The organism is Luteipulveratus flavus (assembly GCF_029439465.1).
Lineage (GTDB): Bacteria > Actinomycetota > Actinomycetes > Actinomycetales > Dermatophilaceae > Luteipulveratus > Luteipulveratus flavus.
Genome location: NZ_JAROAV010000028.1, coordinates 210,881 through 232,924, shown reverse-complemented (window position 1 = coordinate 232,924; position 22,044 = coordinate 210,881). Strand labels below are relative to the sequence as shown.

The following is a 22,044-nucleotide window of genomic DNA, read 5'->3' as shown; positions in this document are numbered from 1 at the left end:
TCCTGTGGCGCGCCTTTGGCGCCGGGGTGAGCCGGGTCGGGCCCACCGCGTACCGCGGTCATGGGCCGGGCACAGCAGCGCCACAGGTGAGGTGAGCACAGTCCCGACCAGCGGCGTTCGCCCGAACGTGCAACAACCTCGAGGAGATCCGATGGACGACCAGCAACCCACCGCACCGGCGATCCGTGAGCCCCGCTGGTCGGGGAAGAAGACCGCGGTGACGGCGGCGCTCGCGCTCAGCCTCGCCTCCGGCGGGTCGATCGCCGCGGCGGCCGCGCTGCCGCAGGGGTCCGGCGGTGGCGGGACGGGTGGCCCACCCGGCACGATGCGGGGCGGTGGTCAGCAGCCGCCGTGGCTACAGCAGCAGGGCCAGAACCAGCAGGGTCAGGCTCCCGGCGCCGCGGCCCCGGGAGGAGCCGCCGCCCCCTGACCCGCTGCCGCTGACGCGCGAGCCGCACCCCGACGGGTCCCGGGGTGCGGCTCGCGGTCGTACGTCAGGCGTCAGTCGCGGCCGTGACCCCGGCCGGGCTTGTCCACGAACACCTGGATGACCGACGGGCGCGGCTGGCCGGTGCCGTCGTACGGGAACCGGCTGACCGGCTTGTCCGGTGAGGCGCCGGTCACCTCGCCCGGGTGCTGCACCGAGCAGAGCACCGTGGTGTCGTCGACGATGAGCGGGCCGGCGGACTCCGCGCCGTACGGCACCGTGTGGAACTGCTGGAGGTGACCGCGCTCCGGGCCCTCCAGCGGCATCATGAAGAACGCGTCGGCGTTGCCGAGAGCGTTGCCGTCGGTGGAGATCCACAGGTTGCCGCGAGAGTCGAACGCGAGGTTGTCCGGGCAGGAGATCGGGCTCACCTGCGTACGGTCGAAGCCGTCGAAGTAGGTCGACGGGTCCTTCGGGTCGCCGCAGATCAGCACGAGCTTCCAGGTGAAGGTCGTCGTCGTGTGGTCGCCGCCGGTCGCGGTGATCTCGATGACCTGGCCGTGCTTGTTGCTCGCGCGCGGGTTGGCCTCGTCGATCTGGCTCGGCTGGCGGTTGGAGTTGTTCGTCAGGGCCGCGTACACCCGCCCGTTGACCGGGTTGAGCTCGACGTCCTCGGGGCGGTCCATCTTGGTCGGGCCGACCTTGTCGGCGGCCAGCCGAGTGTGCACCAGCACCTGCTCCACGCTCATGCCCGCGACCTTGGAGACGCCGCCGACGATGAGCGGCAGCCACTCACCGGTGCCGTCACTCACGCCGTCCTGGAAGCCGTCGCCGGTGAACCTGGCGACGTACAGGTCGCCCTCCTCCAGAAGGGTCAGGTTGTGCCGACGGTCGCCCTCGCGGTACTTCGCCTTCGAGACGAACTTGTACATGTAGTCGAAGCGCTCGTCGTCACCCATGACGGCGACGACGCGGCGGTCGGGGGCGATGGAGACGGTGGCGCCCTCGTGCTTGAGGCGGCCGAGCGCGGTGAGCTTGCGCGGCGTGGAGGTCGGGTCGGTGGGGTCGAGCTCGACGATGTAGCCGAACCGGTTCGGTTCGTTCGCCTCGACCGCGCCGTCGAAGCGCGGGTCGACCTTCTCCCACGCGCGGCCCTTGGAGCCGGTGAGGCCGTACCGCTTGAAGGCGTCCTCCTGGCCGGCGGGCGCGGCGTCGACCTTGAAGTAGCCGTTGAAGTTCTCCTCGCCGGAGAGCACGGTGCCCCACGGCGTGGTGCCGCCGGCGCAGTTGCCGAACGTGCCGAGGACACGGCGACCGGTCGGGTCGGCCTTGGTGCGCAGCAGCGGCGAGCCGGCAGCCGGGCCGACGAGCTCGAACGGTGTGGTGGCGGTGACGCGGCGGTTCGCCGAGGAGCCCATCCGGGCCTTCCACTCGCGGCCGTTCTTGTGCACCTCGACCACGGACATGCCGTGCGCGGCCATGACGATCTTGATCTGCTCGGTCGTGAGCGAGGCGGCTCCGGTGTAACCCCGGAACATCAGCTCCTCGTTGGTGTACTCGTTGTTCACCACCAGCAGGCCCTTGTCATGCGAGCCCTTGCGGACGAGTCCGACGTAGTCACAGTTGTAGCCGAACTGCTTCTCCTGCGCCGCTGCGCTCTGGTGGTCGAAGTCGAACGCCGGCGCACCGGCCACGATCGGGTCGCCCCAGCGAACCACCGGCGACCAGGTGAAGCCCTCGGGCGTGACGACCGCGTCGGTCGCGAAGGGCTGCGGAGCGGTCGCCTCGAAGTCGTGGACGTACGGCGAGCGGGCGCCGGGCTTGCCGGTGGGTCCCGAGGCGGCGGCGGGTGAGGTCCCCGCGACGGCGTACAGGCCGGCGAACGCGGCCGTGACACCGGAGGCCTTCAGCGCGGTACGGCGAGAGATGCCGGCCCGGACGATGTCGCCGAAGTAGGTGTTCTCGGAGGTGTTCGGGACGGGCTTGGCGCAGGCGTCGTCGCAGCGGTAGTGGCAGGTCATCGCGCTGCGGCCGCCGGGATGGGCCGTGCGCAGCAGCGGGAGGATGCGTCGCGCGGGCGTGTCGGGGGTAGTCACTGGGGGTGTCCTTCATGACGGGAGAGGTGGACCTCCGGCACGCTAGGAGACCGTCTAGCCCTCCACCCGGGTGTTCCGGCGAAGGATGGAGGAAGGCTCGGTGAAGGGACGGTGACGTAGCGTCGCCTCACGCGTGGCGCCGGCGCGATCATGTCGGGTGGGCATCGATCGCGTGGTGGGGCTGCGTCAGCAGCGGACGTCTGCGTACACTCGCCGGGTGAACTTGGACGAGCGACCAACTTCGCCCGCGGAGGTGCAGCACGCCGGGCTGTCCGGTGTCGCGTCACCCACTGCGGTGATCGATCTCGGTGCCTTCCTGGCCAACGCCCGCGAGATGCGGCAGCGGGCCGGCGATCTGCCGATCCGTCTCGCCTCCAAGTCGATCCGCGTCCGTGGGCTGATCGAGCGCCTCCTATACCAAGACGGGTTCGCCGGCGTGCTGGCCTACTCCGCGGCCGAGGCGCTGTGGCTGGTCGAGCACGGGGTGCGCGACGTCGTGGTCGCCTACCCGACGGTCGACCGCGCCACCCTCGCGGCGGTCAGCGCGAACGAGACGGCCGCCGCCGAGATCGCGTTCATGGTCGACCTGCCCGAGCACGTCCGGCTGGTCGCCGCGGCGGTGGGGGAGTTCCCGCTGCGCGTCGCGATCGACGTCGACTGCTCGCTGCGGGTGGGCCCGGTGTCCATCGGTGCGCACCGCTCGAGCGTCCGCTCCGTCGAGGACGCGGAGCGGCTGGCCGCCCTGGTCGCCTCGACCGAGGGGCTGCAGCTCTCCGGTCTGATGTTCTACGACGCGCAGGTCGCCGGCGTCCAGGACACCAGCAGCGCGGTGCGGCTGATGAAGCGTGCCTCCCTCGCCGATCTCGCCCGTCGTCGTCGCCGGGTCGTCGCCGCGGTGAGCCGGCACGGCGCCCTCGACTTCGTCAACGCCGGCGGCACCGGCAGCCTGCACCTGCTGCGCGACGACCCGGTCGTCACCGACCTCGCCGCGGGCTCGGGCCTGTTCACCCCGACCCTGTTCGACGGGTACGACGGTGCCCGGCTGCACCCGGCCGCGTTCTTCGTCTCACCGGTCGTGCGCAAGCCCGCGGACGACGTGGTGGTCGCCTTCGCCGGCGGGTACGCCGCGAGCGGTCCCGCCGGCCGGTCCCGCGTCCCGTCCGTGGCGTTCCCCCAGGGCCTGCGGCCGTTCGGGCAGGAAGGCGTCGGCGAGGTGCAGACCCCGCTGCGCGGCGAGGCCGCGCGCAGCATGGAGCTGGGCGACCTCATCTGGTTCCGGCACGCCAAGGCCGGTGAGATGTGCGAGCGTTTCGACGAGGTCGTACTGCTGGAGCAAGGGCAGGTCGTGGGGCGGCTGCCGACGTACCGAGGTGAGGGCAAGAACTTTGGCTAGGACGCACGGGACCGGCAGGACGTGGACGAACTGGGCCGGCACTGTACGCGCCGACGACGTCGACGTGTACGCCCCGAAGGACGTCGAGGATCTCGCGAAGGCGGTCTCGCTCGCCGCGCGGACCGGCCGCAAGGTCAAGCCGATCGGCGCCGGTCACTCCTTCACCGCCATCGGCGAGCCGGTCGACCTGCAGCTGCAGCTGCACCGCATCACCGGCATCGTCGCCCACGACCCGGAGACCGGCCGGGTCCGCGTCCGGGCCGGCACGCCGCTGCACGTGCTCAACCCGGCCCTGGAGCGGCTCGGCCTGGCGATGCCGAATCTCGGTGACATCGACCAGCAGACCCTCTCCGGTGCGCTGTCGACGGGGACGCACGGGACGGGTCTGGACTTCACCGGCCTGTCGGGGTTCGTCGTCGGGGTCGAGATGGTGCTCGCGGACGGGTCGGTCGTGCGGTACGACGACGCGCACCGGCCCGAGCTGGTCCCCGCCGCCGCACTCGGTCTGGGCGCGCTCGGCGTCGTCACCGAGTACGAGCTGCAGTGCGTCCCGTCCTACCTGCTGCGCGCTCACGAGGCGCCCTCGACCCTGGACGCCGTCCTGGACGGGCTGGAGTCCACGGTGAAGGAGTCGGACCACTTCGAGTTCTACTGGTTCCCCCACACCGACCGAGTCCTCACCAAGACCAACACGCGGCTGTCGGACCTCACGCTGTACGCGCCGCTGCCGCGCTGGCGGTCCGTCCTGGACGACCGGATCCTGTCGAACACCGTGTTCGAGGGGCTCAACCGCGTGACCACCGCTGTGCCGCAGGCGATCCCGACCCTGAACCAGGTGTCCGGGCGCGCCCTGTCCGAGCGGACGTACACCGACGCGTCGTACCGCGTGTTCGCGACTCAGCGCACGGTGCGGTTCCGGGAGTCCGAGCTCGCGGTCCCGCGCGAGGCGGTGCCGGCGCTGCTGACCGAGCTGAAGGCGTACTGCGACCGTCGCGACGAGGTCGTGGCGTTCCCGGTCGAGGTGCGTTTCACGGCCGCCGACGACCGGTGGATGTCGACCGCGCACGGCCGGGAGACCGGGTACATCGCGATCCACCAGTACCACCGGCGTGACCACGCCGCCTACTTCCAGGCGTTCTGGTCGATGGCCCGCGGCGTCCTCGGCGCCCGCCCGCACTGGGGCAAGATGCACGACTTCACCGCGGACGAGCTGCGGGTCGCCTACCCGCGGTACGACGACTTCGTGTCCCTGCGGGACGAGCTGGACCCGGAGCGGGTCTTCGGCAACCCCTACCTGGCGAGCGTCCTCGGCGACTGAGTCGCTCAAGGACAGGCGGCCTCGACGGACGCCGCCTGCAGCCGGGCCCGGCGGCTGCGCCGGGCGTGGCGGACCGAGTCGGTGGCCAGCAGCACGAGCGCGATCCACACGATCCCGAACCCGACCCAGCGGCTCAGCGGCATGTGCTCGTCCAGCAGGAGGACCGCGCACAGCAGCTGCAGGATCGGGGTGATGAACTGCAGCAGGCCGATGGTGACCAGCGGGACCCGACGCGCGGCCGCGGCGAACAGCAGCAGCGGGCCGGCGGTCACGACGCCGGCGAGCACGAGCAGGGCGGTGTGGCCGCCGCCCTCGGTGGTGAACGTCGTGCTGCCGCGCAGGGTCAGCACGACTAGGAGCACCGCTGCGATCGGCGCGAGCACCATCGTCTCGGCGGTCAGGCTCTCGACGGCGGTCATCGACCCGCCCAGACGGTTCTTCAGCAGGCCGTACGTGGCGAACGAAAGGGCGAGCCCGATGGAGATCCACGGCGGGCTGCCGTGGTCGATCGCGAGGTAGACGCAGGCGATCGCCCCGACGGCGACGGCCGTCCACTGCGTCGGACGCAGCCGCTCCCGGAGCACGACGACGCCGAGAGCCACCGTGACGAGGGGGTTGAGGAAGTAGCCGAGGGCGGCCTCCGTGGCCCGGCCGGAGACGACGGCGGCGACGTAGATCGTCCAGTTCGTCGCGATGAGCAGGCCGGCGGCTGCCACGGCGGCGAGCCGCCGGGGTCGCCGGACCAGGTCGCCGACGAAACCGAGGCGCCGCCACAGGGCGAGCCCGACCCCGAGCAGGACGAGGGTCCACAGCACCCGGTGGGCCAGGATCTCCCATGCGCCGGCGGGCACCAGCGCGTCGAAGTAGAGGGGCATCGCACCCCAGAGGAAGTAGGCGAGGAAGCCGTACGCCGTACCCCGGCTCGTCTCGCTCCGGCCCTGCAGCATCACCCCGCCACGATACGAGCGCCCTGCGACAGCGGCGCCGGGCGGCCTCATCGTGGGACGGACCGCCCGGCACCGGGTGCCTCAGTGGCGAGCGGAGACCTCGACCTTCTGGACGGCCCGGATCTTGTCCAGCGACTTCGGCGCCGCGACCCGTGCGGCGGTCGGGCTCACGCCGTCGAGGCCGTTCTCAGCGGTCGCCGCCGGTTTGGTGCCGGTGTAGAGCCAGTGGTGGAAGAAGCGGCCCAGGTCCTGACCGGAGACCCTCTCGGCGAGCGCGATGAAGTCGGCGATCTGCGCGTTGCCGTACCGGTGCTTCGCCGCCCAGGTCCGCATCACCTGGAAGAACGCCGGATCGCCGATCCGGTTGCGCAGCGCCTGCAGCGTCGCCGCGCCGCGGTCGTAGACGGCTCCGTTGAACTCGTTGCCCGCTCCGGGGTCGCCGATCACGGTGGACCAGAAGGCGTCCGTCGCCGGGGTCGCATACACCTCTTGCAGGATCTGCTGACCGGTGCCCTCCCCGTGCGTCTCCGACCAGTACCAGGTCGTGAAGGTCGCGAAGCCCTCGTTCAGCCAGATGTCCTTCCAGTTGTGGACGCTCACGCCGTCGCCGTACCACTGGTGGCCCTGCTCGTGCACGACCACGTAGATGTTCGGGCCGTTGCGCCAGAAGCCGCGGGTGTAGACCGGTCGGGTCTGGTTCTCCAGCGCGAAGCCGAAGTCCGCCGCCGGCGCCACACCACCGGTGGCCTCGAACGGGTACTTCCCCCAGGCGCGGGTGTGCCAGTCGATGACCTCGGGGGTACGCGCGAGGTCGGCCTTGGCGTACGTGCCCTCCTGGCCGCCGTTGGAGGCGACCGCGTTGATCCACGGCAGACCGCTGGCGCTCGTCCCCTGCGTCACGTCGAACTGGCCGACGGCGAGGAACGTCAGGTACGTCGCCTGCGGCTTGGCCGACTTCCAGACCCAGGTGTCGGTCGTCTTGCCGTAGGTGATGCGCTTGACCAGACCGTTGCTGAGGGCTTCCACGCCCTTGGGGACGGTCGCCCGCACATCGAAGGTGGCCTTGTCCCGCGGGTGGTCGTTGCTCGGGTACCACCAGGCCGCGATCTCCGGCTCGCCGACCGCGACGGCGCCGTCGGCGGTCTTGACCCAGGGCCGGATGCCGTTGTCGGAGACCTTCGACGGCACGCCCGCATACGTGACGACGATGGTCATGGCCCCGCCGCTGATGACCGGTGTGGCCGGGGTGACGGTCAGCTCGTGGGAGGAGGCCGCGAACCGGGCCGGCGCGCCGTTGACGGTGACCGCGCTCGCCTTGAGCACGAAGTCCAGGTTGAAACGGCGCAGGTCCTGCGTGGCCGTGGCGGTGATCGTCGTCGTGCCGGTCAGGAGGTCGGAGGAAGGGTCGTAGGCGACGTTGATGCCGTAGTGGCCGACGTCGTACCCGCCGTTGCCGTAGTTCTTGTAGTACGGATCACCGATGCCGGGGGCGCCGACGTCGGCGGGTGCGGCCAGCGCGGTCGAGGTGCCGACGCCGAGAGCGACTGCCGAGGCGACGGTGAGCCGAAGGAGCCTGGACGTGCGAGCGGGCATGGTGCCTCCTGGGATTCAGGTCGGCCCGGGATGGCGGGCCGTTCTCCTTCCCTAGCCCCCGTCGGACCGCCCCGGCCAGACCTACTCGCGAGTCGGGGCCAAGCCTTTACCTGCGAGCAGCGGCGCTCAGGCGACCGTCCAGGTGTCCTTGCCGTGCAGCAGCGCCGTCAGGTCGGCGTGCGCCGCGCGGCCGCCGGCGTCGTCGACCGCCGCCGAGACCTGGGCGCGGACGCCGTCGTCGTACGTCGGTCGCGGCGCGTTGCGGAAGATGCCCATCGGGACCTGCGCGAAGGCCGGGTCGTCCAGCCGGCTGAGCGCGAACGCCTGGCTCGGGTCGGGGTCGGCCACCCGGTGGCGGACGAGCCGGCCGGGGTCCGCGTCGGCCTCGGGGACGACCTGCAGACGTCCCTCGTCGTCGCGGACGACCACGCGGGTGGCGTCCCCGGAGCCGGCGCGCACCGGCTCGCCGTCGACCAGGTGCAGGATCCGGGCGGTGGCTTCGTCGCGGTCCTTCAGCAGCTGGAACGCGCCGTCGTTGAAGATCGGGCAGTTCTGGTAGATCTCGACCAGCGACGTGCCGCGGTGCTCGGCCGCGGCCCGCAGCGTCTCGGTGAGGTGCTTGCGGTCGGAGTCCATGGTCCGCGCCACGAACGACGCCTCGGCGCCGAGCGCCAGCGACACCGGGTTGAACGGGTGGTCGACCGAGCCGAGCGGCGTGGACTTGGTGATCGCGCCCACGTCCGAGGTGGGGGAGTACTGCCCCTTGGTGAGGCCGTAGATCTTGTTGTTGAACAGCAGGATGGTCATGTTGACGTTGCGCCGCATCGCGTGGATCAGGTGGTTGCCGCCGATCGACAGCGCGTCGCCGTCGCCGGTCACGACCCACACCGACAGGTCGCCCCGCGAGGTCGCCAGGCCCGTCGCGATCGCCGGCGCGCGCCCGTGGATGGAGTGCATGCCATAGGTGTCCAGGTAGTACGGGAAGCGGCTGGAGCAGCCGATGCCGGAGACGAACACGATGTTCTCGCGGCGCAGGCCGAGGTCGGGCAGGAAGCCCTGCACCGCCGCGAGGATCGCGTAGTCACCGCAGCCGGGGCACCAGCGCACCTCCTGGTCGGAGGTGAACTCCTTGCGGTTCTGCGTCTCACCCTCCGGCAGCGTCGGGACGCCGTCGGTACCGCTGCGCAGGGTCGGGATGCCGAGGTCGGTGCTCATGCGAGCTCCTTCAGGTGCTGGTCGATCACATCGGCGAGCTCGGTCGTGGCGAACGGCAGCCCGCGCACGGCCGTGTGGCTGCGCACGTCGACGAGGTACTTCGCCCGCAGCAGCAGGGCGAGCTGGCCGAGGTTCATCTCGGGCACGACGACGCGGTCGTACGAGCGCAGGACGTCGCCGAGGTTGGCCGGGAACGGGTTCAGGTGACGCAGGTGCGCCTGGGCGACCTTGGCGCCCGTGCCGCGCACCAGCCGGGTCGCCGCCTTGATCGGGCCGTACGTCGACCCCCAGCCGAGGACGAGGACCCTCGCCTCACCGGACGGGTCGTCGACCTCGAGGTCGGGCAGGCTCTGCGCGATCGTGTCGATCTTGCGCTGGCGCAGCCGGACCATGTGGTCGTGGTTGCCCGGGTCATAGCTGATGTTGCCGGTGATGTCGGCCTTCTCGATGCCGCCGACGCGATGCTCCAGCCCGGGGGTGCCCGGCACCGCCCAGGGGCGGGCCAACGTGGTCTCGTCGTGCAGGTACGGGTGGAAGACCGGGTTGCCCTCGTCGTCCACGTCGTTGGGCTCGGTCGCCAGCTCCACGGTCAGGTCGGGCAGGGCGTCGACGTCCGGGACCTGCCACGGCTCGGAGCCGTTGGCGAGGTACCCGTCGGACAGCAGGATGACCGGTGTGCGGTAGGTCGTCGCGATGCGGACGGCCTCGAGCGCGGCGTCGAAGCAGTCGGTCGGGCTGGACGGGGCGATCACCGCGACGGGCGACTCGCCGTTGCGCCCGAACATCGCCTGCAGCAGGTCGGCCTGCTCGGTCTTGGTCGGCAGTCCGGTGGAGGGGCCGCCTCGCTGGACGTCGACGATCACCAGCGGCAGCTCCAGCGACACCGCGAGGCCGATCGTCTCCGACTTCAGCGCCAGCCCGGGCCCGGAGGTGGTCGTCAGCCCCAGGGCCCCGCCGTACGCGGCACCGAGCGCGGCACCCACCCCGGCGATCTCGTCCTCGGCCTGGATCGTGGTCACGCCGAACCGCTTCAACGTCGAGAGCGTGTGCAGCACGTCCGACGCGGGGGTGATCGGGTAGCTGCCGAGCACGAGCGGCAGCCCGCTGCGGTAGGAGGCGGCGACGAAGCCGTACGCCAGCGCCAGGTTGCCGGTGATGTTGCGGTAGGTGCCCGCGGCCATCGGCGCGGGGGAGATGTCGTAGGAGACCGCGAAGGACTCGGTCGTCTCGCCGTAGGCGTGGCCGGCGTGCAGGGCGGCGACGTTGGCGGCGAGGATCTCCGGCTTGGTGGCGAACTTGGTCTTCAGGAACGCCTCGGTGCCGGCGGTCGGACGGTTGTACATCCAGGACAGCAGGCCGAGCGCGAACATGTTCTTCGCGCGTTCCTTGTCCTTGCGGGTGAGGTCGAAGGTGTCCAGGGCCTCGACCGTGATCGAGGTCAGGGGCACGGCGTGCACCTGCCACGAGTCGAGGCTGTCGTCGTCCAGCGGGTTGGCGGTGTAGCCGACCTTGCCGAGGTTGCGCTTGGTGAACTCGTCGGTGTTGACGATGACCGTGGCGCCGCGCGGCAGGTCGCCGAGGTTGGCGCGCAGGGCGGCGGGGTTCATCGCCACCAGCACGTCCGGCGCGTCGCCCGGGGTCAGGACGTCGTGGTCGGCGAACTGCACCTGGAAGCTGCTGACGCCCGGCAGCGTGCCCTGCGGCGCGCGGATCTCGGCGGGGAAGTTGGGCAGCGTGGACAGGTCGTTGCCCAGGCTCGCGGTCTCGGCGGTGAACCGGTCACCGGTGAGCTGCATGCCGTCGCCGGAGTCGCCGGCGAAACGGATGACAACACGGCCGAGCCGCTCGACGGACTTGGAACTCATGGTCTGGCTCACCAGGCTTAGCGTGTACGGGTAAGGCTCTCTTCACACCCTAAGTCCGCGACCCGACAGCCGCACGCCCGGGCCACGGGGTGTCACGTCACCAGGCCGCGGACGTACGCCGCCTGACCGACGTGCTGGGCGGCGTCGTCGACCACCGACACCAGGCGTACGGCCTTGGTGACGGGCGGGTCCCAGCTGCGGTCGATCACCTCGCCGAGGTCCTGGTCGCGCAGGCCCTTGAGCGCGGTGAGCGTCAGCTCGTGCGCGGCCTCGTGGTACTCGCGCAGCAGGCCCGGCTCCTGCAACCGGAACGCGCCGACCTCCTCCGGCGACTGGCCGTACCCCGTCGCCGAAGCGTCGTACGGCAGGGCGAACCGATCGGCGAACCCCTCGCTGTGCCAGACCTGCTCGGTGTCCAGGAGGCCGGCGATGTGGGAGTCCTGGACTCGACTCAGGTGCCAGACCAGCCAGGCGACCGAGTTGGCCCGCGGCGTCGGTCGGGCGAGGAGCTGCTCGGTGGTCAGTCCGTCCAGGACCGCGCCGACGTTGTCGTGCACGCGGTCGAAGCCGTCGGTCAGGATGTCGATGGCGGCGCTCATGAGTCTCCTTCAGTGCGTGGGGAATCCGAGGTTGATCTGGCTGTCCGAGGGGTCCGGCCAGCGGGTCGTCACGACCTTGCGGCGCGTGTAGAAGTCGAACGACTCCGGGCCGTAGACGTGCGTGTCGCCGAACAACGACCGCTTCCAGCCACCGAACGAGTACGCGCCGACCGGGACGGGGATCGGCACGTTGACGCCGACCATGCCGACCTCGATGTCCAGCTCGAACTCGCGCGCCGTCTTGCCGTCGCGGGTGAAGACCGCGACGCCGTTGGCGTGGTCGTTGGCGTTGACCAGCGCGACCGCCTCGTCGTACGAGGGCACCCGGACGACCGAGAGCACCGGGCCGAAGATCTCGTCGTCGTACACCTTCATGCCGGGCTTGACCTGGTCGACCAGGGAGACGCCGATGAAGAAGCCGTCGCCATCGATCTCCTGCTCGCGCCCGTCCACCACCACGGTGGCGCCCTCGTCGGTCGCGCCGGCCACGTAGGAGGCGACGCGCTCGCGGGCGTGGGCGGTGATGAGCGGGCCCATCTCCGAGGCGGGGTCGGTGCCGTCGCCGATGCGCAGCCGTCCGACCCGGTCGGCGATGCGCTCGACGAGCGGGTCGGCGACCTCGCCGACCGCGACGAGCACCGACACCGCCATGCAGCGCTCGCCGGCCGACCCGTACGCCGCGGAGACGGCCGCGTCGGCGGCGGAGTCCAGGTCGGCGTCGGGCATGACGACCATGTGGTTCTTCGCGCCGCCGAGAGCCTGGACCCGCTTGCCCGTGGCGGCCGCCCGCTCGTAGATCGACGCCGCGACCGGGGTTGAGCCCACGAACGAGACCGCCTGCACCGTCGGGTCGTCCAGCAGGGCGTCGACGGCCTCCTTGTCGCCGTTGACGACGTTGAGGACGCCCGGCGGCAGGCCCGCCTCGGTGAACAGCTCGGCCAGCCGGAGCGCCGCCGACGGGTCCCGCTCGGACGGCTTGAGCACCACCGTGTTGCCGGCGGCGATCGCCGAGCCGACCATCCACAGCGGCACCATCGCGGGGAAGTTGAACGGCGTGATGCACGCGACGACGCCGAGCGGCTGGCGCACCTGGTGGACGTCCACCCCCGAGGCCACCTGCTGGGAGTGGTCGCCCTTGAGGTGGCTCATCAGCCCGGTCGCGAACTCGACGTTCTCCAGCCCGCGCGCCACCTCACCGGCCGCGTCGCTGACGACCTTGCCGTGCTCGGAGGTGATGATGCGGGCGATCTCGTCCTGGTGCTCGGTCAGCAGGTGCCGCATCCGGAACATCACGTCGGCCCGCTTGGTCAGCGGGGTCCGGCGCCACCCGGGGAATGCGTCCGCCGCGACCTGCACGGCGCGGCGGACGTCGTCCGCGCTGGCCAGCGCGACGTCCGTGGTGTGCTCACCGGTGGCGGGGTTGAACACCGGGCCGACGCGTTCGCCGCCGGGCTCCTGCTCGCCGCCGATGTAGTGCCCGACCCGGGTCCGTTGCGCCATGTCCCGACGCTAGGTCGGCCTGGCTCCGGTGGCAACGCCCCGTTCACCCGCCGGGTGCGGGCACCCCACTGCTCGCCGCTTCTTGACGAGCAGTGGGCTGCCACGAGGGGTTCGGAGCCGGCCGGCGACCGGACGGGTCAGCGGCGCATGACGCGGCGGGCCAGCCACAGACCGCCGAACTGGGCGATCTGCACGATGACCACGATCGCCGCGACGGCCGCCCAGGTGACGTCCCAGCTGAACCGCTGGTACCCGTAGGAGATGGCGAACTGGCCGAGCCCGCCGCCGTTGATCGCGACTGCTGCGGCGGACATGTCGACCACGGCCACGAAGGCGAACGTGAACCCCAGGATCAGCGGTCCGAGCGCCTCGGGCACCAGGACGGTCCGGATGATCCGCCACGGTGAGGCGCCCATCGACTGCGCCGCCTCGATGACGCCGGGGTCGACCGACACGAGGTTCTGCTCCACGATGCGCGAGACGCCGAACGTCGCGGCGACGATCAGGGCGAACGTCGCCGCCTTGATGCCGATGGTCGTGCCGACGGCCTTCATCGTCAGGGGTCCGATCGCGGTGATCAGGATGATGAACGGGATCGGCCGGACGAGGTTCACCAGCACGTTGAGGACGGTGTAGAGCGGCACGTTCTGCAGGAGCCCCCCGCGCCGTGTCGTGTGCAGCAGGACGCCGAGCCCGAGCCCGAGCAGCCCGCCGATCAGCAGCGTCAGCGACACCATGACCAGCGTCTGCTGGACGGAGTCCAGGAAGACGGGGCGCAGCTCGTTCCAGTCGGTCATGCCGGGACCCCCGCGTGCAGGTCGGCGGCGGCCGCGCGGACGGCGTCGGGCTCGCCCTGCAGCAGCACGGTGAACGTGCCGAGCGCGTCGTCCTTGATGGCCGTGTAGCCGCCGTGGACGATCTCGAACGTCACGTCGTGCCGGCGGACGACGTCGGTGAGCAGCCCGCCGATGGTGTGCCGGTCGTCCACGGTCACGGTGACCAGCTCGCCGCCGGTCCCGGTGGCCAGCTCGTCGGCCAGGCTGCTGTCCGGGCGCGTGCGCAGCGTCGCGTCCAGGAACCGTCGGGTGGTCGCGGCGGCCGGGCGGCCGAGCACCTCGCGTACGGGGCCGGTCTCGACCAGCCGTCCGTCGTCCAGGACCGCGACGTGGTCGGCAAGGGTGCGCACGACGTCCATCTCGTGGGTGATCACCACGATCGTGACGCCGAGCTCCTCGTTGACGCGGCGCAGCAGCCGCAGCACGTCCTGGGTGGTGTCCGGGTCGAGGGCGCTGGTGGCTTCGTCGGCGAGCAGGATCGGCGGGTTCGTCGCGAGCGCCCGGGCGATGCCGATGCGCTGCTTCTGCCCGCCGGACAGCTCCTCGGGGTAGGCCCACGCCTTGTCGGTCAGGCCGACGAACGACAGCAGCTCGGCGACCCGGTCCTTCTGCTGCTGCTTGGACCAGCCGGCCAGCTGCAGCGGGTAGGCGAGGTTGCCGTACACCGTGCGTGAGGAGAACAGGTTGAACTGCTGGAAGACCATGCCGATCCGGGCGCGCACTGCGCGAATCTGCTTGGCGCGCAACGTCGTCAGGTCCTGGCCCTCGACGACGACCTGACCCGTCGTGGGCGTCTCCAGGCCGTTGACGAGGCGGACCAGGGTGGACTTGCCGGCGCCGGAGTACCCGATGACCGCGAACACCGAGCCCTGCGGGACATCGAGATCGATGTCCCGCAGGGCGGTGACGGTGCTGCCGCCCCGGGCGAAGGTCTTGCCGACGCCTCGCAGGGAGATCAGCGGAGCGCTCACTTCTTCGCGTCCGCCTTCAGCCGGTCCAGGATCTTCTGCAGGTCGGCCTGCGGCTTGTCGACGATGACCGCGGTGCCCTTGGAGTACGCCTCGACCTGCTTGACGACCGACGGGTCGTGGTAGAGCCGGGCGATCTTCAGGTACGTCGGGTTGTCCTTGTCCGCGGCGCGGGCCACGAACGCGTTGATGTACGGCTCGGCCTCGGGTCGCTTCGGGTCGTCGTTGAACAGCGCCTTGCTCGGGTCCAGCTTCGCGTCGAGGGCGAAGTTGTTGTTCACGACCGAGGCGTCCACCGACGGCAGCGAGGCGACGGTCTGCGCGGCGTCGACCGGGGCGACCGTCACCTTGGACGCGCTCGCGTCGACGTCCTTCGGCGTGGACAGCGTGTTGCCGCCGCCCTTGAGCTTCAGCAGGCCCGCCTGCTGCAGGACCAGCAGCGCCCGCGCCTGGTTCGTCGGGTCGTTCGGGATGGCGACCTTGCCGCCCTGCGGGATCTGCGCGAGGGCGGTGTGCTTCTTGGAGTACAGGCCGAGCGGGACGACGACGGTCGAGCCGATCGGGGTGAGGTCCTGCTTGGCCTCGACGTCGTACGTCGCGAGGAACTGCAGGTGCTGGAACAGGTTGAGGTCGGTCTGCTTCTGCGCCAGCGCCGGGTTGGCCTGGGTGTAGTCGCCGAAGTTGACCACCGTGATGGAGATGCCCTCCTTGGCGGCGAGGTCCTTCAGCGGCTTCCAGTACGGCGCGCTGGCCTCTGTCGTCCCGATGGTGACGGTCTTGGTCCCGGCGGCGCCGCTGCCGTCGTCATCGGAGGCCACCGCCTTGATCGCGAAGCCGGCCGCGACCAGCACGACGACGCCGGCGGCGACGCCACCGAGCAGAGCGCCCCTTCCGCGTCCGGGCTTGTCGGGCAGGGCCGGTGCGGTCTGCTCGGTGGGAGGGGTGTCAGGGGTTTCAGACATGGGTCGTCCTCGGGATCAGCCACTGGGGAGTGGACGGTGCTTGCGCGAGGGGTGGTCGCGCCGGGTCGTCACCTGGAGCACCCCGCCACATCCGTGAGGGTTGCCGTCCAGCAAGCCAGGGCTTGTCGCTGGATCTCTTGACCGGGGCTCAGGCTAGGAATTCATCCATTGAGAAGTCAATTTATAAGCAAACGAGACGTTATGAGTTGGATCACACCGTCGTGCGCTCACCTCGTGGTGCGGGTGGGTCCCCCGCCTTCGTGGGCCGGATCGTTAGGCTGCCGGGGTGAGCGCGGACGTAGCGGGATATCTCGTCGTGGCGGCGGTCGGCGTCGCCGGCCTGCTGCTCTTCGGCGTCGCGATGGTCATGCGCCGGCTGCTGGCGCCGGTGTCGGCCAACCCGGTGCGCCTCACGACCTACGAGTCCGGTGTCGACCCGGTCGGCAGCCACTGGGCGCAGACCCAGGTGCGCTACCTCGGATTCGCCTTCCTCTACGTGATCTTCGCCGTCGACGCGGTCTACCTGTTCCCGTGGGCGACCGTGCTGCGGGACGCCGACCTCGGTGCGGCCAGCCTGGCCGAGATGGGCATCTTCATCGCCGTCCTGCTGGTCGGACTCGTCCACGCCGCGCGCCGCGGCCTGCTGAGGTGGCTGCCATGACCGTTGACCTCCCCACCCCGCGGGTCGGTCCGCTGCAGGACGCGGCGCCCAAGCCCATGCGGCTGGTCCTCAACTGGGGTCGCCGCTACTCGCTGTGGGTCTTCAACTTCGGGCTCGCCTGCTGCGCGATCGAGTTCATCGCGGCGTCGATGGCCCGGCACGACTTCATCCGGCTCGGCGTCATCCCGTTCGCGCCCGGGCCGCGGCAGGCGGACCTGATGGTCGTCTCGGGCACCGTCACCGACAAGATGGCGCCCGCAGTCCGCCGGCTGTACGACCAGATGCCCGAGCCGAAGTACGTCATCTCCTTCGGGGCCTGCTCCAACTCCGGCGGCCCGTACTGGGACTCATACGCCGTCACCAAGGGTGTCGACCAGCTGATCCCGGTCGATGTGTACGTACCCGGCTGCCCGCCGCGGCCCGAGGCGCTGCTGCACGGCATCCTGCGCCTGCAGGACAAGATCGCCGCCGAGCAGCTGTCGACCCGTTCCTACGCCGACCGTCGCCGGCTGGCGGGCGCGGTGACCCGGCCGGCCGTGCAGGAGCCGGGCGCCGGTGCGACCCGGGTGCCGGTCGCGCCGGTCGCTCCCCGGGAGGCGCGCTCGTGACGTCCGCGACCGAGCAGACGCCCTTGCGCGACTGCGAGCTCGACGGCTGGGTCGAGACCGTCCAGGAGCTGCGCGGCGAGGGCTTCGACTACTTCGACTGGCTCACCGCGGTCGACGAGACCGACCGCGAGGAGTCGCCAGGGTTCGACGTCGTGCTCCACCTGTACGACATGACGCCGGGGGCCGTGCGCGGCACCCTGCTCCGCTGCCGGGTACCGGAGGGCACGCCCGTGCCGAGCCTCACGTCGCTGTGGTGCGGAGCGGCATGGCACGAGCGGGAGACCCACGAGATGTTCGGCATCGAGTTCAGCGGGTTCGACGACGGCACCGGCCTCGGGATGCGTCCGCTGCTGCTGCCGGACGGCTTCGTCGGGACGCCGCTGCGCAAGTCGTTCGTGCTGGCCGCCCGGGCGTCCAAGCCGTGGCCCGGCGCGAAGGACCCCGGTGAGTCCGGTGACACCCCTCGCCGCGCGGGTCGCCGCAAGAACCTGCCGCCCGGAGTGCCCGACCCCTCGTGGGGACCGCGGTGATGGTCGATCTCTCCTGGTTCGACGTCGTCCTGCGCGCGGTGATCGTGCTCGTTGGGTTCCTGACCATGCCGCTGCTCGTCGGGCAGACCGAGCACAAGGTCATGGCGCACATGCAGGGCCGGCTCGGCCCGATGTACGCCGGCGGTTTCCACGGCTGGGCGCAGCTGATCGCGGACGGGGTGAAGTTCACCCAGAAGGAGGACATCGTCCCGGCGGCCGCCGACCGCGGCGCCTTCCGCTGGGCGCCCGCGGTGGCGCTGGTGTCGTACCTGCTGGCGCTCGCGGCCGTCCCGTTCTCGCCGTCGATGGTCGGTGCGGACGTGCCCGGGTCGCTGCTGCTCGTGCTCGCGGTGTCCGGCATCGGCACCGTGGGGACCCTGATGGCCGGGTGGTCCTCGGGCAACAAGTACTCGCTCATCGGCGCCATGCGCTCGGCCGCCCAGCTGGTCTCGTACGAGCTGCCGCTGATCCTCGCGTCCGCCTCGTTCGCCATGGCCGCCGGCACCCTGTCGCTCACCGGCATCGCGCACGCCTGGACGCCGGTCTGGCTGATCTGGCAGCTGCCCGGAGCGCTGGTGTTCCTGGTCGCCGCGACGGCCGAGCTGCAGCGTCCGCCGTTCGACATGCCGGTCGCCGACTCCGAGCTCGTCATGGGTCCGTACACGGAGTACACCGGGCTGCGCTTCGCCTTCTTCCTGCTCAGTGAGTACGCCGGCATCGTGGTCATGTCGCTGTTGTTCGCGGTGCTCTACCTCGGCGGCTGGACGGGGCCGTTCGACGACGCGCTCGGCTGGCTGTGGACGCTGCTCAAGGGGTTCCTGGTGGCCGTCGTCATCATCTGGATGCGGGTGTCGTGGCCGCGCCTGCGAGAGGACCAGCTGCAGCGGTTCGCCTGGCTCGGTCTGGTCCCGGTCGCCCTGCTGCAGCTCGCGATCACCGCCGTCGGTGTCGTCCTCACTGCCTGACCCGCGCAGAACGTCGGAGACCTACCGGCTGACGTGCCTGACCGGGAGCACCTTTCTGCTCAAGGGGGCGACGCTGTGGGCGTGCCCGCTGGTCGTCATCGTCCTGCTCGGCGGGATGTCGGCTTTCCGGATCGAGAGCAGGGGGTCCGGCGGGAGGGCAGTCGTCGCAGGGGCGAGGAGACCTCGGTGATGCTCGGCCTGCCTGGATGCTCACCGAACGTGACGGTCGAGATGACCGGGCCGGCCCGACCTGTCTCGGCTCGGGGCGCCCTTGCCTCGATGACATACGCGACCTTGGCCTCCAGGCGGACGACGCTGCCACTGCCGTGCCGGTGGGAGTACACCGACGCGCTTGTCCTGAACGTGGACCGGCCGGAGCATCTGCTCGAGGCCTGCCGACGCCGCGGAGCCGGAGTCCCGCTCGCGTCGACCCGGCGGGCGGCGGACAGGCTCGTCAGCAGGGTCGGCGACTGGCGGCTCCTCCGCCAGGTGGGTGCCGCGCTGCTGGCGGCCCTGGCCATTCCCGTCGGTGGACGGTTCGGATGGCTCGCTGCGCTCGGCATCCTCGCTGCCGTCGTGCTGCTCGCTGTGGTCTGCTCCCGCCGGGTCGCCGCAGTGCACGCAGAGATCGACCGAGCGGGCGTACCGGCGTTCTGAGGCGGTGGCTCAGAACGGTGGCGGCTCTCCGTCCTCCGACGCCGGCGACGGCGGCCACGACGGGTCGGGCGGCTCAGGCGGTGCGAGCACCAGGAAGACGCGTTCGCGTGACGGGACGACGACCGTCTCGAGAGCGGCGGCGGCCGGGCTGAGCGGTAACGGGTCGGTGGCGTCCTCGATCAGGACGGCCAGCGCACGTTCGATCAGCGAGGCAGGCCCACCCGGCAGACCTGGCAGGTCGGTCAGGTCGTGGTGGTTCATCGGGCGGGTGGTGATGCGGCGGCCGGTGAGGGTGGTCCAGTGCACGATGCCGCCGGAGGACTGCGTCGATCGCCACCAGCCGCGCGTCTTGGCCACGTGATGGGCACGGTGCAGGGCATGCAGGTTGTCGGGATGCGTTGCGCCGTGGGCTGGTTCGCAGGCGAGGGCGTTCCAGGTGACGACGTGGTCGAGGTCGCACTCGGCGGCCGGGTGCTCACACCCGGGCGCCCAGCAGCGCTGGTCGCGTGCCTGCACGGCGCGCCGCATCGCTGCTGGCGGGCGATAGGTGGACGCGGCGTCGATCACGGAGCCGGTTGTCGGATCGGTGACCAGCCGACACCAGACGCTACCCTCGGCGACCGCGACCCGCCGCACCTGCTCGGCGGTCAGGAAACCGGCGCCGGGGACCTCTGCGACTCCGTCCTTGTCCAGCAGCGTCGCCAGGCTGACGACGACCTGGAGCCGCGCCGGCGGCGCATCGGCGAGCAGCGCGTCGCCGGGCACCTGACCGCGGATCAGCAGATCCGTCGCGATGTCCGAGCGCAGCTGCGCGAGCGTCCGGCCGTCTCCTGCTGCCCGGGCTCGACGTGCGAGCTGGGTCACGCGCTGCTGGGCGGCGAAGGCGCGCTCGCGGGAGGCCGTGACGGTCGTACAAGCCATGCCGTGCGACTCGGGTGCTGTCTGTGCGTCGCGCAGGTCGCGAGCCTCGTGCGCCCGGCGGTGGGCGTACTGGCTGGACGACTCCGCAAGAGTCAGCGCTCGGGCGAGACGGCGGCGAAAGGTGGCCTGGGACAACGGCTCTCGGGCGAGGACCGCCGCGAGCTCGGCTTCTGCGGCTCGGGCCGGAGCGACTGTCTCCTCGGGCGCGACGAGCCCGATGGGGCGCAGCGCCTGGCGAGTGATCTCGTCGGCCGCCAGCGGATCGAGGTGCCGCGTCTCCTTGAGCAGCGTGACCGCACGCCACGCGCTGAGCGTGCCGGCGGCCATCCGGAGGCGCAGGTAGTCACCCCGAGCCGGACACGCGGAGGCCAGCGCGACCCGGTCACGGCACTGGGTCAGCGGTAGACCGGTCAGCAGCTGCAGCTCGACGGCCGCGGCGGTGCGCGCGAGCCCGGCTCGGGTCTGCCGCGTCGAGCGCGACTCGTGCTGGCCGACGTCGATGCCGGGGTCGTCCTCGATCGACCGGACCAGCCGCCTGATCGCCTCGACCTCGACACCCTCGGCCCACGCCTGAACGCCGCGCGCGGCCGCGACCAGCAGGCCGGCAGACGCGCGCGCCGCGTCCTGCTCGCCCACCGAGCCACCACCTGCGTCGGGCGAGCCCTCGGCGGCGCCCGTTCCAGCCGCGACGACGGCGGAGAGCCAGTCGACGAGGTGCGCGGGGAGACCCGCGAGGGAGAGCACGGGCTCGTGGATGGATGTGTCAGTCACGGCGACCTCCCTCAGTGATTCGAATGTGTGTTCGATAATAGCGCGCAGGACGGAGCGCGGCAAGGAGCCGCACGATGGTGTGTGGGCGGGGTTTCGAGCGCTCCGAAGCGGCTGGTCAGGGCGCGCCCGGGCCGTTGGGGTACGTCAAGTCGTACGCGCGAGAGAGCTTCTGGGGCACCACCATCCGCCAGGCGTCGACCACCAGCTCGCGTGCCTCGGTGGGGTCAAGAGCGGCCAGGTCGGACTCGATCCAGTGGAACCGTAGGTCGGACGCGGACGGCGTGCGGAAGGCGTCCGGCCTCGCGCCGACCATCGCCTCGCGTTCCTCCTTCGGGAACGCGAAGCCCATCACCGTCTCGTCCAGGGAGAACGCGACGTAGACGATCTGCTTGACGCGGAACTTCAGCCGACCCCGCACGTACACCGGGTACGAGCGCTCGAGCTCGGTCCCCAGCGGCAGGACGTCATCGACCGATGCCATGGGCTCCGCTCCTCCCGGCGCGTCAGGCGCGCAGGAACGCCTCGATCCGGCGCCACGACTCGGCCACCGCATCCGTGTCGTACGCCGGCGTCCCCGGCCAGAAGAACGCGTGCTCGACACCGGGCAGCACCACGAGCTCGTGCGGTACGCCCGCCTCGGCGAGCCGCGCAGCGAGTGCCTCGCGTGTCGCCGCGTCGACCAGCGGATCGGCTGCGCCGACGATCATCAGCACCTCGCCGGTGAGGCCCGAGGTCAGGTCGTACGTCGGCTCCGGCCGGCTGAGCGGGACGTCGGTGCCGGTCAGCCACCCGGCGTACAGGACGACCGTGCGTGGGACGGGCAGCGCGGTCGCGGCGAGGTACGCCGCATGGCCGCCCATGCTGAAGCCCATGAGGGCCCGCGGGGCCGCTCACCTCCGGACGTGCTGAAAGGTGGTCGAGCCCGGCGCGGACGTCGGCGACCACCGCGTCCCGGGTCAGCGCGTTCAGCTGCTCGAACCCCGCAGCCCGGCCCGCGTCGTCCCGGGGCAGCGAGCGACCGGGTTCGAACCCGCGGTGGTACAGCTCCGGCGCGGCGGCGACGAACCCGCGGCCGGCCAGCTCGCCCAGCACGGCGAGGATGTCGTCGTTGACCCCGAACAGCTCGTGCAGCACCAGCACGGCCGGGTGGGGGCCGGCGCCATCGGGCCGCGCGAGATGCACGCGCATGGCGGAGGAGTCGGGTACGGGCAG

21 protein-coding genes, 1 pseudogene and 1 riboswitch are annotated in these 22,044 nt (G+C 71.3%); of the genes and pseudogenes, 8 read left to right on the top strand and 14 right to left on the bottom strand.

The window, feature by feature from the left end:
- The first annotated feature begins 151 nt into the window (after positions 1 to 151).
- Entirely contained in the window at positions 152 to 430 is a 279-nt protein-coding gene (locus P4R38_RS09870; protein ID WP_277191999.1) for a hypothetical protein, read from the top strand.
- Between the two features lie 71 nt (positions 431 to 501).
- On the opposite strand, the gene P4R38_RS09865 is transcribed toward P4R38_RS09870, so the two are convergent.
- Positions 502 to 2,523, bottom strand: a complete 2,022-nt coding sequence (locus tag P4R38_RS09865; RefSeq protein WP_346770750.1) for a PhoX family protein — start codon at positions 2,521 to 2,523, stop codon at positions 502 to 504.
- Positions 2,524 to 2,740: 217 nt separating this feature from the next.
- Here P4R38_RS09865 and P4R38_RS09860 point away from each other — a divergent pair, with 217 nt between their 5' ends.
- Together P4R38_RS09860 and P4R38_RS09855 are read left to right on the top strand one after the other, a co-directional pair.
- A complete protein-coding gene (locus tag P4R38_RS09860) occupies positions 2,741 to 3,916 on the top strand; it encodes an alanine racemase (RefSeq protein ID WP_277191998.1) in 1,176 nt (391 codons plus the stop codon).
- Positions 3,894 to 5,234: a D-arabinono-1,4-lactone oxidase gene (locus tag P4R38_RS09855; protein WP_277191997.1), complete on the top strand. Its 1,341-nt coding sequence runs from the start codon at positions 3,894 to 3,896 to the stop codon at positions 5,232 to 5,234. The genes P4R38_RS09860 and P4R38_RS09855 overlap by 23 nt, the downstream gene beginning before the upstream one ends.
- A gap of 5 nt (positions 5,235 to 5,239) precedes the next feature.
- On the opposite strand, the gene rarD is transcribed toward P4R38_RS09855, so the two are convergent.
- From rarD to P4R38_RS09810, 9 genes are all read right to left on the bottom strand, one after another.
- Positions 5,240 to 6,181: an EamA family transporter RarD gene (gene rarD / locus P4R38_RS09850; RefSeq protein ID WP_277192276.1), complete on the bottom strand. Its 942-nt coding sequence runs from the start codon at positions 6,179 to 6,181 to the stop codon at positions 5,240 to 5,242.
- 81 nt (positions 6,182 to 6,262) lie between these two features.
- Positions 6,263 to 7,774, bottom strand: coding sequence for a M1 family metallopeptidase (locus P4R38_RS09845; RefSeq protein WP_277191996.1), 1,512 nt, complete (start codon positions 7,772 to 7,774; stop codon positions 6,263 to 6,265).
- A 126-nt stretch (positions 7,775 to 7,900) separates the two neighbouring features.
- The gene (locus P4R38_RS09840; RefSeq protein WP_277191995.1) at positions 7,901 to 8,989 is read right to left on the bottom strand and encodes a 2-oxoacid:ferredoxin oxidoreductase subunit beta; all 1,089 of its coding nucleotides are present in this window, start codon (positions 8,987 to 8,989) and stop codon (positions 7,901 to 7,903) included.
- Positions 8,986 to 10,854, bottom strand: a complete 1,869-nt coding sequence (locus P4R38_RS09835; RefSeq protein ID WP_277192275.1) for a 2-oxoacid:acceptor oxidoreductase subunit alpha — start codon at positions 10,852 to 10,854, stop codon at positions 8,986 to 8,988. The genes P4R38_RS09840 and P4R38_RS09835 overlap by 4 nt, the downstream gene beginning before the upstream one ends.
- Positions 10,855 to 10,946: 92 nt before the next feature.
- Positions 10,947 to 11,453 carry a mycothiol transferase gene (locus P4R38_RS09830; protein ID WP_277191994.1) on the bottom strand — a complete coding sequence of 169 codons (507 nt, stop codon included), beginning with the start codon at positions 11,451 to 11,453 and terminating at the stop codon, positions 10,947 to 10,949.
- A gap of 9 nt (positions 11,454 to 11,462) precedes the next feature.
- A complete protein-coding gene (locus P4R38_RS09825) occupies positions 11,463 to 12,953 on the bottom strand; it encodes a CoA-acylating methylmalonate-semialdehyde dehydrogenase (protein ID WP_277191993.1) in 1,491 nt (496 codons plus the stop codon).
- 137 nt (positions 12,954 to 13,090) lie between these two features.
- Complete coding sequence (locus P4R38_RS09820) at positions 13,091 to 13,750, bottom strand: methionine ABC transporter permease (protein WP_277191992.1); 660 nt, start codon at positions 13,748 to 13,750, stop codon at positions 13,091 to 13,093.
- Positions 13,747 to 14,760, bottom strand: coding sequence for a methionine ABC transporter ATP-binding protein (locus tag P4R38_RS09815; protein ID WP_277191991.1), 1,014 nt, complete (start codon positions 14,758 to 14,760; stop codon positions 13,747 to 13,749). Before P4R38_RS09815 ends, P4R38_RS09820 begins: the two co-directional genes overlap by 4 nt.
- On the bottom strand, positions 14,757 to 15,719 hold the full coding sequence (locus tag P4R38_RS09810; RefSeq protein ID WP_277191990.1) for a MetQ/NlpA family ABC transporter substrate-binding protein: 963 nt from the start codon (positions 15,717 to 15,719) through the stop codon (positions 14,757 to 14,759). The genes P4R38_RS09815 and P4R38_RS09810 overlap by 4 nt, the downstream gene beginning before the upstream one ends.
- A 31-nt stretch (positions 15,720 to 15,750) precedes the next feature.
- Positions 15,751 to 15,862: riboswitch (SAM riboswitch) on the bottom strand.
- Between the two features lie 143 nt (positions 15,863 to 16,005).
- Here P4R38_RS09810 and P4R38_RS09805 point away from each other — a divergent pair.
- From P4R38_RS09805 to P4R38_RS09785, 5 genes are all read left to right on the top strand, one after another.
- A complete protein-coding gene (locus P4R38_RS09805; protein ID WP_277191989.1) occupies positions 16,006 to 16,380 on the top strand; it encodes an NADH-quinone oxidoreductase subunit A in 375 nt (124 codons plus the stop codon).
- Complete coding sequence (locus tag P4R38_RS09800) at positions 16,377 to 16,988, top strand: NADH-quinone oxidoreductase subunit B (protein WP_457609443.1); 612 nt, start codon at positions 16,377 to 16,379, stop codon at positions 16,986 to 16,988. Before P4R38_RS09805 ends, P4R38_RS09800 begins: the two co-directional genes overlap by 4 nt.
- On the top strand, positions 16,985 to 17,518 hold the full coding sequence (locus P4R38_RS09795) for an NADH-quinone oxidoreductase subunit C (protein ID WP_277191988.1): 534 nt from the start codon (positions 16,985 to 16,987) through the stop codon (positions 17,516 to 17,518). The genes P4R38_RS09800 and P4R38_RS09795 overlap by 4 nt, the downstream gene beginning before the upstream one ends.
- Positions 17,518 to 18,483 carry an NADH-quinone oxidoreductase subunit NuoH gene (nuoH, locus tag P4R38_RS09790; protein ID WP_277191987.1) on the top strand — a complete coding sequence of 322 codons (966 nt, stop codon included), beginning with the start codon at positions 17,518 to 17,520 and terminating at the stop codon, positions 18,481 to 18,483. Before P4R38_RS09795 ends, nuoH begins: the two co-directional genes overlap by 1 nt.
- 279 nt (positions 18,484 to 18,762) lie before the next feature.
- Positions 18,763 to 19,140, top strand: coding sequence for a hypothetical protein (locus tag P4R38_RS09785; protein WP_277191986.1), 378 nt, complete (start codon positions 18,763 to 18,765; stop codon positions 19,138 to 19,140).
- 9 nt (positions 19,141 to 19,149) lie between these two features.
- Here the strand turns inward: P4R38_RS09785 and P4R38_RS09780 are convergent, their stop codons facing one another.
- The 4 genes and pseudogenes from P4R38_RS09780 to P4R38_RS20095 all read right to left on the bottom strand — a co-directional run.
- Positions 19,150 to 20,832, bottom strand: coding sequence for an HNH endonuclease signature motif containing protein (locus P4R38_RS09780; RefSeq protein ID WP_277191985.1), 1,683 nt, complete (start codon positions 20,830 to 20,832; stop codon positions 19,150 to 19,152).
- Between the two features lie 115 nt (positions 20,833 to 20,947).
- Positions 20,948 to 21,313: a hypothetical protein gene (locus tag P4R38_RS09775; protein ID WP_277191984.1), complete on the bottom strand. Its 366-nt coding sequence runs from the start codon at positions 21,311 to 21,313 to the stop codon at positions 20,948 to 20,950.
- Between the two features lie 22 nt (positions 21,314 to 21,335).
- Complete coding sequence (locus P4R38_RS09770; RefSeq protein ID WP_277191983.1) at positions 21,336 to 21,704, bottom strand: dienelactone hydrolase family protein; 369 nt, start codon at positions 21,702 to 21,704, stop codon at positions 21,336 to 21,338.
- Between the two features lie 28 nt (positions 21,705 to 21,732).
- Positions 21,733 to 22,020 (bottom strand): annotated as a pseudogene (locus tag P4R38_RS20095) (dienelactone hydrolase family protein); the annotation flags it as partial.
- Between the last annotated feature and the right edge of the window lie 24 nt (positions 22,021 to 22,044).